Source organism: Helicobacter pylori, from assembly GCF_011175115.1.
Taxonomy (GTDB): Bacteria; Campylobacterota; Campylobacteria; order Campylobacterales; family Helicobacteraceae; genus Helicobacter; species Helicobacter pylori_DF.
The window spans coordinates 214733-228249 of record NZ_SHOW01000002.1 but is presented as its reverse complement, the minus strand read 5'-3'; the positions used below and the strand labels follow the sequence as shown (position 1 = coordinate 228249).

Below are 13517 nucleotides of genomic sequence, written 5' to 3'. Positions count from 1 at the left end.
TAGTTCTAAATATGGCAACATATTAGATCTAGCTAGTTATGGAGCTACGAAGCAAGAAAAAGCCCAATCGCTTTAGCGGTTGGGTAATTCACTATGCTCCACTTCTTTAGGGTTTGCCCCAAGTTTTAAGGCATCATCTAAACCTACCCAAACATTACTCTCATAGCCATTCTCATGTTGCTTGGCATCTAAAATAAGAGAATTTAAGCCATTATAGGCATTGCCAGCATTACCATTATAAGCTCTATTATTTGGCTTAAACTCTAATCCAGATTCTAAACTTTTAGCAATTTCGCTCGCTAAAAACCTAGCAAAAACCTCTTTTTGCTCTTTAATATCCATTTCATTCCACGCTTTCATTTAATGCTCCTTGTTTTTATTGACTTCATTTTCTAAGGAATGTTCTAACTCTATTTTTGTTTCTTGTTCGCTTTTAGGCTCTACTCCCATTTGCATAAACTCTATCATTTGCCATTCATTCATAGGGTATTTTCCCTCTTTAAGTTCTAAAAAATCTTGTGTCATTTTTTCTGTCCTTGTTTTTAAAAAATCTTTTTAGAATGCCATTAAAATTACAAGGAAATCAAGGTCTTGACTTATTTACTTTTTCAAAGTGTGTGCGTACACATATGCCACTTTTTAAGCTATTTTTAAGCAAAAAACACAAGTGTGTACGCACACATTTTTTAGGCTCAAACCATGCAACCCCCTAAAATGCGTAACTTAATCTAAAAGTAAATTAAAAGTAAATAAACCTAAAAATTTAATGAAAAAAAGTTAAAATTTAAGCTAATCTTAAGCTAAAATGATAGTTTTTTGCTCCTTTTTAATGTTTAAAAAAACTTTTTTTAAAAATGAAAAAGACAAATTAAACCTTAGAATTTCTTGAGAAAGTTCGCTTAAAATGCTTTAAATTTAATTGATAATTTAATTTCTTAATAGTTTAATGATATAAGCTAAATAAGAATAAATTCTTTTAACATTTTAATATTAAATTAAAGACTAAATACTCTTTAAATAACATAGTTTTATTATCCCTTGCTAAGTTTAATTATTCACTATATTTATATAAATAATCTTAAACAATCAAATTGTTTAAAGTTAATTCAAAATCTATATAATTGTGATATACTTTTAAAATAACTAAAATAAGGAAAATAACATGACCATTTGCATTGCTAATGAAAAGGGTGGCAGTGGTAAAAGCACGCTTTGTTTAAACTTAGCCGTGCAATTACTCAAAGACAATAAAGAAGTGGTTGTTTTAGATACAGATAGCCAAAAGTCTATGGAAACTTTTGCTACAATTCGTGCTGAAAAAGAACGCCCCACTTTTAGCTTATTTAATCGTAGTAGTGGCTTTAGCGATACTTTAAAGCAAATGGTATCTAAGTATGAAAATATCCTTATTGATACTAAGGGGGAATACAGCAAAGAAACCCAAAAAGCTATGCTTTTAAGTGATATTGTGCTAGTGCCAACAACTCCTAGTCAATTAGACACTGAAGTCTTAGCTAATATGCTAGAAAGAATTGAGCAACTCCAAGAGCTTAATGAAAATCTAAGAGCCTTAATTGTCATCAATAGAATGCCTACTATTCCTAACCCTTAAAGAAAGACAAGCCTTAATAGAGTTTATTAAAGAAAATAACCCTAGCGATAGGATTACACTTTTAGAAAGCTCTTTGAGTGAGCGCATTGTTTATAAGCGCAGTGTAAGCGAAGGCTTAGGGGTCATAGAATACAGCGATAAAAAGGCTATCAATGAGTGGGTTAATTTTTATAACGAATTAAAAAGCCATTTAGAAAAAGAGAAAATACATGCGGTTTAGAAGGGTTAAAAAGCACAAAAATAAACACAATAAGGAGCATACAAGTATGGATTTACAACAAATTGATGAGCTAGAAAAGAAGTTTGAAGAACAAGAAGAACAAGCCCAAGATACCCCCCTAAAACAAGAGCCTAGCACAAAGGAAGTAAAAATCCCTAAAAAAAGGGGGCGTAAAAAAAGCTTGTTAGATGAAGATAAGAAAAAGAGCTTTAACATTGCCTTTAGTCCTTGTGTGATAAAAGAACTTGATGAATTTTTGCTAGAATTTGGCTCATTTAAAGAGACACGAAGCACTTTTATTGAAGAAGCGCTTATTAGGCATTTAAAACACAGAAAAAACACCCAAGAGCAAAAGCTTTTAAAGCAACTAGAAAGATTACAAAACAAAGAAAAGGGCAATAATGAAAACAATGAACTTGAATGAATTTTTTACGCATAAGATAATCTATAAAGACACCCCTTTAAAGTTTAAGGATACACTAGAACAAGAAATCAGCCAAGCTAGTTTAGTAGAGAAGTTAATCTTAGCTAATATCTTAGCCAATATGGTGTTTGCTAAGATAAGCAATGAGAATGCCCCTAAAATTCTTATTTCACGCTTGATGTGTAAGTTTAGTCCTATTGATTATGAAAGCACTATTCCTAGTGATTTTAAGCCTATAGATGAAGAAGAATATGAAGATGATTTAGAATGGCTAAATGAAGAAAAAGAAGATAGGCTCTTTAATTACTATCTATTTTTAAATGGTATTAAAGAAAGTGATGTAGAAGAAGTGTTTAATGAAAGTGTAGAAATCTATGATGAGTGCTTAATAGAAATCGCTCAAAATGTCCTTAAAGATAAATTTTCTTATGACATTGACTTATTGCAAGTTTTAGTAAAAGGTTATGCTAAAGAGATTAGAGAATTTTTGAGTTATAAACCTACAAAAGAAATCAAAGACTTTAAAGACAAAGACACCGCACTTTATATCAGCTTAGGAAAAGACTATGACAAAGAAAAAGAGCCATTTTCTAAAAAATTGCAACAATGTTTTAAAGAGACTTTAGAGAGCAAGGGTATTTAAGTAGTTTTAAATAGAATTAAATTAACAAGACAAAACAACTAAAAACTATCAAATACCCACTCAATAAGGTTACTTATCGCCTACGCTTAGATGTGTGGGTGTTTTCATTAGAATTATCTAAACTATTATAAACATTAGGTTCTTGCAGGGTATTAAGGGAATGAGATTATTTTTCAGGTTTTTTATGAATTAGATGAGCCATAATGCTTAATTCTAGAGCTGTTTATTCCAAGTCCATAATCTTATTAACTAGAATATCATCATTTTTATCTTCTAAATAATTGCTCACTAATTTATCAGGGTCTTTGCTAAAATCTTTTAAACGCTTTGCCAAGTCTAAGTTAAAGTGTTCTTCATAATACTTGGCTAAAAAATGCAAATCAAACAAATCTCTTGCTTTAGTTCTTATATGCTCCCCATCAAAACAAGCACAGAGTTTATTGTCAATAATACGCTCCACTTTGGCAATTTTCATTCCATCAATAACATTGACTTCGCTCTCTTTTGGTGTGTCTCTATAAGATATTTCTAATTTTAAAGTTTGTTCTTCTTTATTGTCTTTGGTAGCATAACGCACCATATAACGCCCCACACTATCAGTGTCTTTTTTAATATGAATATCATTTAAGATAATGCCATTAGGAATAGCACTCTTTACTCTGCCTAAGAGATTGATTTTTTTATGACAATCAAAGTCTAAATCTTCTGAAAAACGATTTAAGCCATAGCCTAGATACAACGCTGTTCCACCCTTTAACACCATAGGGGTGTCGGCTAAATTTTTAACAATGGCTCTCATCAATCTTTCATGATAGATTTCTTGTTCGCTTAAAATCACTCGGTAATGGGGTTTCTTGCTATCCATTTATCCAAATTCTCTCTTTCTTGCTTGTTTAATTTGGGTTTCATCACTTCTATAAGAGCATAGACACTCTTTTTATCTTCAATACTAGGAAACCATTCATCTAGCATAACAACCCCTAGCTTTCCAGTTTGCAATACAGAAACATAGAGACAATCTACACAAGCTCTTGGATGCTCTGCAATATAAGTGGGAGTATGTTTAGGGTAATAGCCCATTTTATTGAGCCTTGCTGTGCCATCTATAATGCCTAGATTGCCTAGTAGTTTATTAGTATTATGGGCTTGTTTTTCACCATAGATATAAACCCCTATATCATCAAACGCATTCTCCATTAAAGCATAGCTACTATGCCAATCTCCTGTGCCTTGTGGGCTATGGATATTTAAAGCCACAATAGAGCTAACATAGACTTCTTTTGAAGTGGGTGGAATATAAAGCATGCTAAACTCCCTCATTAGTTTTAATTAGGTTCTAGTTTAGCAAAATTTCACTTACTACTTCTTATGATACTCATTGATAAAATCCCCACACACTTTCATACTATATTTAAATCCTTTGGGGAGCTTGACATTATGCTTTTTAGCTAACATCTCAGCAAAGCTAATTTGTTTAGGCGTAGCGGGTCTATTTTCATCATTATTAGAGCTACTAGCCTTTTTGTTGTTTTTCTTAAAAAACTCATGCTCTTTAATGTATCGGTCTAAAAACGCCTTAGCCACTCTGTTGTCTTCTTTGTAGTTTTTAAACTCTTCGCTTAAATTTAATTGCAAATCTCTTAAAATATTTTCTATATAAGTGATTTGTCCTTCACTGCTAGGTTTTATATCATCATCATTTCTTTCTAGCTTTTCAATCTTAGGGCATTTAGAATTTAAATTGCTGATAAAATCCACATAAGAGCTTTTATTTTCTACAATCTCATCTAGCATTTCTTCCATTTGTTTAGTATAGGTCAAATCAATAATGAATTGATAAGCATTTTCAAACACTTCTACCACTCTCTTACCCTTATGTGTAGGCGTAATAATGTGTTTTTTATCTTGGCTAATGCTGATATATTCTCTTTTTACAAGCGTAGGCAAATAGCTCGCATAAGTGCTAGGTCTGCCTATGCCTTTATTTTCTAAAAGCTTGACAAAACCTGCCTCTTTATAAGCACTTGGGGCATTTCTTTTAATGGTGGCTAAAACTAAGTCATTTAGACTTAACACATCATCAATTTTTAGATTAAATTGTGCGTTTTGTTCTTTTTCTTTATTGTCTTTATCATCATTACTTTCATCATTTTCTAGCTCTTTTTTAGAAAACATTGCTAAAAATCCAGCACTTTTTAAACTCTTTACAGAACATTTAAAATACTCATTTTTGATTTTAAAGAGCAAGTCTTGTTTGTCGTAAATAGCATTCTTGCCTTGACTTTCAATAGTTCTTTCAAAAATAAGTTGATAGAGTTTTAAAGCGTCTTGATTAGCAATGCCAGCATTATAGACCACACTTTCTAAGTTTTCATAAGTATGGGGGTGCGTAATCCTAATCGCCTCGTGTGCTTCTGCTTGGCTTTGCTTACCAGCTTTATATTCTCTTTTTAGATACACTTCTTTATAAATGGGGGCGTAAAAGCTCTCTGCCTCATTTAAAAATTCCACACTCAAACTTTCAGCGTCCGTTCTAATGTAAGTAATAAGCCCAGCCTCAAAAAGACTTTGAGCTAGAGATTGCACTTCAGCGATACTTAAACCTAACTCAGAGCTCGCTTTCTCTAAAAGCGTAGAAGTGATAAAAGGTTTTTTAGGTTTAGTTTCTAGGATAGAATTTTTTAAATCCTTTAAAAGACAAGCTTTATTATCCTTTAAGCTTTCAAAGAGTTTTAAAGCCTCTTCTTTATCATTGAATTTAATCTCTTCGCCCTTTTCATCACAATGCTTGATAGTTACTTCTCTGTTAGCACTATCGTTAATCTTAGCTTGAATTTGATAGCTTACTTTCTCATTTTCAGGTAAAGCCTTAAATTTTTCAATCTCTCTGTCTCTATCTACAATAAGTTTTAAACAAGGGGTTTGCACTCGCCCAGCACTACTACCTTTCATTTGTCCTAAAGCCTTACCTAAATAAGGGGATAGCGTAAAACCTAAGAGCATATCTGCAACTCGTCTTGCTAAAGCACTTTGATACATTTGCTTATTGGTGTTTTCAAATAAAAGGGCGTTTTGTAAGCCCTTGTTAATCCCACTTGGTGTGATTTCAAAAAACTCCGCCCTATAAATAGAACTAGCTACATTTTTGATTTTTTGATAAAACATATAGCCTATAGCATAGCCCTCTCTATCAGGGTCAGTGGCGATATAAACCTTTTTGTTTTTACACGCCTCTATCATCTCAAAAATATGTTTTTTCTTTTCTTGGTCATAATCAAAAGTCGGCTTAAAGCCATTACTTTCATCATAGCTTTTAAGTTGCATAAAATGCCCTATGGTAGCAAAGACCTTAGCTCCTATGATTTCTCTAATCTTAGCTACCTTATTAGGACTTTCAATAATGATGACGCTGTTATTCATTTGATTGCTCCTTTAAAATGGGATTTTATTAGGATTTATCGTTTCTTCCAACTCAAGCACAGAAAGATAAACTAAACTTCTTAGGGCATTAAAATCTTCGCATTTAACATCACCGCAAAAAATAGGCATTTTAGGTATTACTTTGGATTTAAAAATCCCATTAAAAAAATCTCTAACTAAAAAGTTTAAAAGTTCTTCTGTGTAGCCAATCATTTCGCCATCAAATTTGGTTTTTTTGGTTAATTCAAACATCATTTTTACGATTTCAACCCATGCTTTAAACATAATCTCAAATTGCTCTTTAAACAAATCTTCATTATCAATAATCAACATTTTAAAAAGCTCGTTTGAATGTTGTTGTAAATCTTTCTTTAAAACTTCGCTTTCTTTTTCCAATTTCTTAATTAACTCTATTTTTTCGTTAGCCTATTTGCTACACTTTATTTCTGTATTGCTCATTGTTATTACTCCTTAAATTTTGATTTTCTATAACTCTCTGTAAGATGTGGTAGCAATTCCCCCTTAATATCCATAATAATAGGTTTATGCGCCATTTCAAGAATACTAGGAATTTTAATATTACAATTACAGCGTTGTAATTTCTCTTTTAATCTCTTATTCTTATCTTTTAATTTAAGATATTGCCTTAATCCATAGGCATACCAAATAATTAGCAAGATTAGTGCTAAAAATCCCATTAAAACATCGTAATTCATTGCTTTAACTCCTTAATTGATTTTTGTTCTAAGATTTCTAATCTCTTTTTGCACTCGCTTACATCATCAAGCAAGCTTTCTAATAATTCGCTATGCTTATTCATAAAATCTTCTTGAGATTGTTTGGTGCTATTTAGGGCTTTATACAAGTAGATAGAATTGATAATATAAAGCCCTAAGAATAGAAAAAATCCTAATTCAAACATTGTTTTCCCCTTATTTAAACTTAGCTAATCGTTTCACTAGCTTGACTACTCGCATAATAAGGCGTAAATCACGCCACTTAATGCCATTTGAAAAACTAAAGAGTTTGTTAGACTGCTTTCTCATCTTCTACCCATTGATTTAGTAATTTCCACTTCTTGTTCGTTCTCGTAGTAATCAACATTATTAGTGGTTGCAACTTCCTTAGAATAGATAATTTCAGCTCCTTTTTCTATTTCTTTTTCAATCACTTGTTCTGTAGCTGGCTCTATTTCATCATGGCTCTTTGTGTTCCCCTTAACCCCTTGCTCTTCCCTCTCATTTTCTAAACTCGCTCTTTTTCCAGCGTTCAAATTCTTTAAGACTTCTTTAGATTTAGGGTTGAACACAGGCTTATAATCTCTGTCTTTGCCCATTTTAGCTAAATCATCTATTAGAGTTTTATGATCCCATTTTAAAGCTTGCAGGTATTCTAGTCGTGGGTAAGAAGGTTTTTGCTCCACTAATCTGGTGTATTTAGAAATATTCTCTTTAGTGGTTTCAATGGAGTTTTCTAATTCCTTGATTTTTTCAGGGAGTTTAATGATAGCGTTATCTAACCTCTTTAACAACCCATCAAATTTGATCTCAGCGCAGAAATTATAAGAACTAAACATGTTGGCTGTATCGTTTTTGTAAATCATATTGCTAGGGCTATAGGCAATATTGGGATTGTCTTTAGGGCTTAAACTAAACTCCACTTGATACTTAGTTTTATAAGCATTCACCACAAAGCCCTTGTATTCTAAAAGCTTATAATCTTCTTCTTCATTCAAAAACAAGGTGTTCAAGTTGCTTGCAAATTGCTTTTTAATAGCGTCCAGTTTTTCTTTATTTTGTTCGGCTATTTGCTTGTTTTGTTCTTTGAGTTTCTTGTGCGTTAATTCTTCACTCATAGAGGCGTTTTCTTTTAAAGGCTCTACTTCTTTAACTTTGATAAGCTCATAATCCTTACTTTCTTCATTTATCAAATCATAGAGCTTGATCTCTGTATGAGTGGGGATTATTACAGAGCTTTGAAGCGTTTCTAAATCTTTCAATTCCTGTTTGAGATAATCCAATTGAGAAGCGTTGTTTTTTAAGCTTTCTTCGTTGAAGTAATGTTCTTTATTGAAAGCTTTGTATTTTGATTCTTCGCTTTTAATCTCCGCTCTCAATTTGACTTCTTCAATAATTAAGGGATTGCCTGTCGCTTCTGCTTTCATCTCGCTCGCATTAGAACTCCCCATATTAAAGTCTTCTAATTCATTCAAGCCTAATTTGTGCGCGTTTCTAAATTGCTCTATGCCTTTAGATTTAGTCTCTATGATTTGCCACATACGGCTATCATAAGTCTTTTCAGTGGCGTAGCGATAGATTTTCATTCTAAAATTTTCAGGGTCATTTTGGTGTAAAATATTGCCTTGTCTTATCCCACGCCCTTCCATTTGCAACAATTCATCAGGCCTCCATGGGCAATCTAATTCATGCATAGCGATTAATCTGGCTTGCACATTAGTGCCTACGCCCATTTTAGCAGGACTGCCCAATAATACCCTGACTTCGCCACGATTGAGCTTTTTAAACAAATCTTGCTTTTGTTCTTCGGTTTTAGCGTCATGGATGAAAGCGATTTCATTTTGTGGGATACCCATTTGGACTAAATGCCTTAAAACATCGCTATAAACATCAAACTTACAGCCTTTAGCTAGCTCTTCATCTAAATTGACGCTTTTAGCCTTTTTCTCTTTGAGTTCGTTCTCTAATTCTTTCTTGCTAGGAGCGATAAGATTGCCATTTTCATCATAACTAGACAAGCTCTCTAAAAGTTCTTGAGCTTCATCTAGGGGATTTTTATTTTCTATCTCATGAGTGTTATCTAGCGCTTCTAAACTCACTTTTTGGCTATGGGTTTTGGGTGTGGATAGACCTATGAAACCAAGTTGTGTGCCTTTAGTGGCATGAGTTTCTAAATAATTCTCATAGATATTTTTTGCCATAGCATAGCTTTTAGAAAATTCTTTTTCTACTTTAGCGTTAGGGTCAATCAAGCGGTAATCCAAAGCCACTTTTCTAGCGTCTGTGGTGCAAGAAAGGATATTGTCTTGCCCTTTTTTGCTTTTCTTGCCCTCGCATTTTTGCATCCTATCAATGATAGAGCCTTCATTATATTTGCCATTTTCATCCGCCACGCCAATAAATTGAGCCACTTCTTCGCTTCTTTTCACCACCACATTGATAGGTTTATCCCCATACACTTTAGGCACAAAGTGGGGGTTATGCTTTAAAATATCATCATTGGAGACAATATCTGCAAAAGCTCTATACATGGTGCTTAAGCCTTGCACATCGCTAAATTTAGAAAAGCGATTGACCATTTTATAACTTTGAGCGGAAGTGTCTAATTCAAAATTATTCACCACTTCCCCATAAGTCTTAGCCCAATCATCAAAGAATTCTAACCCTCTTTCTTCCAACACATCAGGGGTCAGGTAGCGTTGCAAGTGATACATTTCACTCAAGGAATTAGCTATAGGCGTGCCGGTTAAAAACATGATTTTCTTATTGTTTTGATGCAAGTAGCGCGTTTTAATAAACAAATCTCTGGCACGATTAGAGCCTTGTTGGTTACCAAGCCCTGCAATTTTTTCCATAGAAGTTTCAAAGGCTAGATTTTTGAATAAGTGGGCTTCATCCACAATCAAATTGTCAATCCCCATTTGACTAATATCAATATGGGAGCCTTGTTTTTCTAAAATCGCATCGTATTGAGCGCGGATTTTATCCAGCTTGTTTTTAAAGGCTCTTTCATTAGGTTTTTTAGTTTCTCTAGGGTTATTTTTATAGGCCAGTTCTTGCCTTTCAAAGTTTTTTTCGGCATTCACTAGCTCTTCTTCTTTCAATTTTTCTATGATTCCTCTAGGGTTAGACAATAATTCCAAATGGGTGTGCGCGATAATCACAGCGTCGTAATTGTTGTTAGCGATTTGATTGAATAAAAGCTCTCTTTCTTTTTCAGTGATGTCCTTGCTATCAACGACTAACACGTTAGCGTTAGGGTAAGCCCTATAAAATTCATCGCCCCATTGTTTGGTTAAATGGTTAGGCACGGCAATGAGGGTTTTATTCACTAATCCCATGCGTTTTTGCTCCATGCAACTGGCTATAGCGCACAAAGTTTTGCCCGCTCCAACCTGATGATCTAAACACACCGATCTGTCTTGGATCGTTCTAAAAATAGCGTTCTTTTGGTGGGGTCGCAATTTGATATGCTGATTAAAGCCCTCTAGTTCTAATTGCGAGCCATCATAGGCTTTTAAAACCAGGTTATTGAAAGTGTCATTATAGATTTGCTCTAAATGGGTTCTTCTTGCATAGTCTTTGTAAATCCAGTCTTTGAAAGCCTCTTTCAATTCTTCTGCTTTTTGTCTGGCGAGATTGCTTTGCTCTTCATCAGTGATAAAGATTTCTTTTTTAGGGTCATTGGGATCAACTTGGGCGTATTTAACGCTCAAATCCTTGTTGTTTAAGACTTTATTTAAAAGGCTTTCAAAAGGCGCTTTATAAGAATGCGGCTTGTCTTTATGCCTGATGCCATAAAGCTCGTTTAATTCATTGCTTCTAACAAAAACTTCATAAGCACCGCTTAGGTGTTCTACTTTGATATTTTCTTTGAGATTGCCTAGTTGGTAATCTGTCATTTTATCGCCGTATTGCTTTTCATAATGGTTAGCGCTCAATTCTATTAAAAACTCTTCTAAATACTGAGTGGGTATCCAAGGGCTGTTGATATTAGCCATGATTTCAGTGGCTTTCAAATCTTTAGGGATAATCAGCTCTAGATCTTTCACATTAGCCTCTAATCCCTCCACGCCTTGATTGATGGCTTCTTTAACTTCTTTGAGTTTTCTTTTTACATTGCCGCTCAAATAATTGTTCGCTAAAACATAGTCGCCATTATCCTTGTGGTCTTTATAAATAAGTTTTTGCTCTAAAAGTTCTTTAATCGTGGTTTCTAAACTTTGGGTTTTAAAATGATCCCTAATGAAATGCAAATTCAAACCCCCTTTTTAATTGATGCTTGCAATTAATGCCTCTTTAGCGTTAGTGATAATAAGTTCTTTTTTAGGGTTTAAAGTCCTTTCAAAAAAGATTTGAGCCTTTTTAGCTTGAGCTTGCCTTGGCTCTATGTTTTGCATCTTGGCGCTTCTAGGGGTGATTTCTTTTTCAAAGTCTTTTTCTAATCCTAAAACTTTAGCGCCATACAAATCTTGTTTGATGTCCTTACGATTTTTATTCTCATTGAGATAGCCAAATTTCTTGACAAATCCATCATAAACAAGATTGAGCCTAACTCTTTTACTTTCTAGCTCCAAATCAGAGCTTAAGGGGTTTAATTCCGCGCTCGTTAAATCATTCAAAGCGTCTTTGATTTTAAGATAGGCTTTTAGTCGTGAGTCTTGGGCTTTAGAGTTGATTTTAGTGGGTCTTAAAAAGATGCCCATTTCATTATCTTGCTCCAGTTTATAGTAAAGATTATCCCACTTGACTAATTCCCCCCTTTCTAAATTTTTGATAAGTTTTTGGACTTCTTGATAGCGTTCGTTACTTGGATCAATAATAAGAGCGTCTGTTTTAAGGGTAGTCTTATGGTATTGATAGACATCTTTAGGCAATTTTTCTATCGCTTGTTGAAGCGCTTGGGATAAATCCAAGCCCTCATCTTCTAAGGCTTGCAACTCGTATTTATAAATTTGTTCGCCATTGATTTCAGAGCTATAGCGGGTTTTTTCCAAACTCAAACGCCCCAGAATGTTTTCAGGGTGGTGGATAAAGTATTCATTTAGGGTTTGTTCGTTGAGATTGATATTGTTCTCGCCAACTTTATCCATGAAGTCTTTGATAACCTGATAATCTTGCGCGCTGTAGCCAAAGTTAGTGGTGTCTATTTTTTCATACCAGCGTTGCAATTTTTCTTGTTTGAAACCAAAATGGTTTGCAACCGCATTGACAATTTTAAGTTGGTCGCTAGGGATAAAACTATCAAAGCGGTTGTTTTGTAAGGCAAAAAGGGTGTCATCATCCAAGCTATTGAGTATCTTGTCATAATAAGGCATGGCTTTAGTGAAACTTTGATTGGTTGCTTTTTCAACGCCTTTTTTGAAAAACACAATGTCGCTCGTAACTTCCGCTCCTGTTGCTTTAAACACGCTATTAGGCAATCTTATCGCGCCTAAAAAGGTGGCGTTTTTTGCGATGTGTTCCCTCATTTTAGGATTTTTAGCGTCCATAAACCAAGAACTCACCACAAACGCCCCTATGCCATCATCTTTCAATTCCTTAATCGCTTTCCCTAAAAAGTAATTATGAACGCTCTCGTTACTCAATTCTTTGTCATTGGAGCTATAGATTTTATGATTGCCATAAGGGGGATTGCCCACAAACGCATCATAATCTTGGTGGAAAGGGTGGTTTTCTAAAGCGGTGTTTTGGATGACTTGATTAGGGTAAAGGAATTGAGAAATACTTGTGCTAGTGGGATCTAATTCTGTTCCCATAAAGCGGTAATTCTTATCGCTTGGTGCATGAGCGATGAATTTGCCTGTGCCTAAACTGGGTTCAAAGATTTCTTTTTGATAATTGTCGTTATTGAACCCTAATTGATCTAAACCTTGATAAATGCTATCAATAACTAATTTAGGGGTGTAGTAAGCGTCTCTTGCGCTTGAATAAGCTCTTCTGAATTCATCTTTAGTGAGTAAGGCGTTTAATTCTTTAAATTCCTCAGGGCGTTGAGCCTTTTTAAAGTAGCTTTCTAACCCACCCCATCCGCTAAATTGCGCTAGGATTTCTTGCTCTTTTAAAGTGGCGTAATAACCGCCTTTTAAGATCTCTTGTTTGGCTTGCAGTTCTTTTAAAAGCCTAATGGCTTTTATGTTAGCCTTATAGCGGGTTTTAGCTCCTTTAATTAAAACTTCTTCGCTCGGCTTAAAATCTATTTTAGGATTAAGGGGGATGGTTGGCGTGGATTGTGTGGTTTGCTCTTGTGTTTCTTGTTTTAGCGTGGTTTGTGCGCTTTCTTGAGTGTCTTGCTCTTGTGCGTTATTCAACTCTACGCTATTGTCTGTTATTTTGCTCTCTTGTGTGGGATTTAATCCTACGCTATTAGAGATAGCGTTTTTATCAATGGCTTGACTATCCAGCGCATTGAATGCGTTTAGCGTTTCATTCGTTGTTTCAATGGATTTTTGAATGCGATT

At 34.3% G+C, this 13517-nt stretch carries 10 protein-coding genes and 3 pseudogenes; 3 read left to right on the top strand and 10 right to left on the bottom strand.

Annotation, left to right across the window (positions count from 1 at the left end):
• Positions 1-93: 93 nt before the first annotated feature.
• Both EXS92_RS04145 and EXS92_RS04140 read right to left on the bottom strand, forming a co-directional pair.
• Positions 94-360, bottom strand: a pseudogene (locus EXS92_RS04145) (ArdC family protein); the annotation flags it as partial.
• Positions 361-525, bottom strand: a complete 165-nt coding sequence (locus EXS92_RS04140; protein WP_000189763.1) for a hypothetical protein — start codon at positions 523-525, stop codon at positions 361-363.
• Between the two features lie 637 nt (positions 526-1162).
• Here EXS92_RS04140 and EXS92_RS04135 point away from each other — a divergent pair.
• From EXS92_RS04135 to EXS92_RS04125, 3 genes and pseudogenes are all read left to right on the top strand, one after another.
• Positions 1163-1832: pseudogene (locus EXS92_RS04135) on the top strand (AAA family ATPase).
• A gap of 46 nt (positions 1833-1878) precedes the next feature.
• Positions 1879-2256 (top strand): hypothetical protein, encoded by a 378-nt coding sequence (locus EXS92_RS04130; protein ID WP_000365702.1) that lies wholly within the window; start codon positions 1879-1881, stop codon positions 2254-2256.
• Positions 2234-2899, top strand: a complete 666-nt coding sequence (locus EXS92_RS04125; RefSeq protein WP_165515656.1) for a hypothetical protein — start codon at positions 2234-2236, stop codon at positions 2897-2899. Before EXS92_RS04130 ends, EXS92_RS04125 begins: the two co-directional genes overlap by 23 nt.
• A gap of 73 nt (positions 2900-2972) precedes the next feature.
• Here EXS92_RS04125 and EXS92_RS04120 read toward each other — a convergent pair.
• The 8 genes and pseudogenes from EXS92_RS04120 to EXS92_RS08185 form a co-directional block, all read right to left on the bottom strand.
• A pseudogene (locus EXS92_RS04120) lies at positions 2973-3764 on the bottom strand (nucleotidyl transferase AbiEii/AbiGii toxin family protein).
• Positions 3734-4204, bottom strand: a complete 471-nt coding sequence (locus tag EXS92_RS04115) for a hypothetical protein (protein ID WP_198933158.1) — start codon at positions 4202-4204, stop codon at positions 3734-3736. Before EXS92_RS04115 ends, EXS92_RS04120 begins: the two are co-directional and overlap by 31 nt.
• A gap of 54 nt (positions 4205-4258) precedes the next feature.
• Positions 4259-6319: a type IA DNA topoisomerase gene (locus EXS92_RS04110; RefSeq protein WP_165515655.1), complete on the bottom strand. Its 2061-nt coding sequence runs from the start codon at positions 6317-6319 to the stop codon at positions 4259-4261.
• Between the two features lie 12 nt (positions 6320-6331).
• Complete coding sequence (locus EXS92_RS04105; RefSeq protein WP_000410257.1) at positions 6332-6715, bottom strand: hypothetical protein; 384 nt, start codon at positions 6713-6715, stop codon at positions 6332-6334.
• Positions 6716-6783: 68 nt separating this feature from the next.
• Entirely contained in the window at positions 6784-7035 is a 252-nt protein-coding gene (locus tag EXS92_RS04100) for a hypothetical protein (protein WP_001105119.1), read from the bottom strand.
• Positions 7032-7241 carry a hypothetical protein gene (locus EXS92_RS04095; protein ID WP_000462384.1) on the bottom strand — a complete coding sequence of 70 codons (210 nt, stop codon included), beginning with the start codon at positions 7239-7241 and terminating at the stop codon, positions 7032-7034. The genes EXS92_RS04100 and EXS92_RS04095 overlap by 4 nt, the downstream gene beginning before the upstream one ends.
• 120 nt (positions 7242-7361) lie before the next feature.
• Positions 7362-11318: an SNF2-related protein gene (locus tag EXS92_RS08010; protein ID WP_425251219.1), complete on the bottom strand. Its 3957-nt coding sequence runs from the start codon at positions 11316-11318 to the stop codon at positions 7362-7364.
• 9 nt (positions 11319-11327) lie between these two features.
• Positions 11328-12815: an Eco57I restriction-modification methylase domain-containing protein gene (locus EXS92_RS08185; protein WP_425251220.1), complete on the bottom strand. Its 1488-nt coding sequence runs from the start codon at positions 12813-12815 to the stop codon at positions 11328-11330.
• Between the last annotated feature and the right edge of the window lie 702 nt (positions 12816-13517).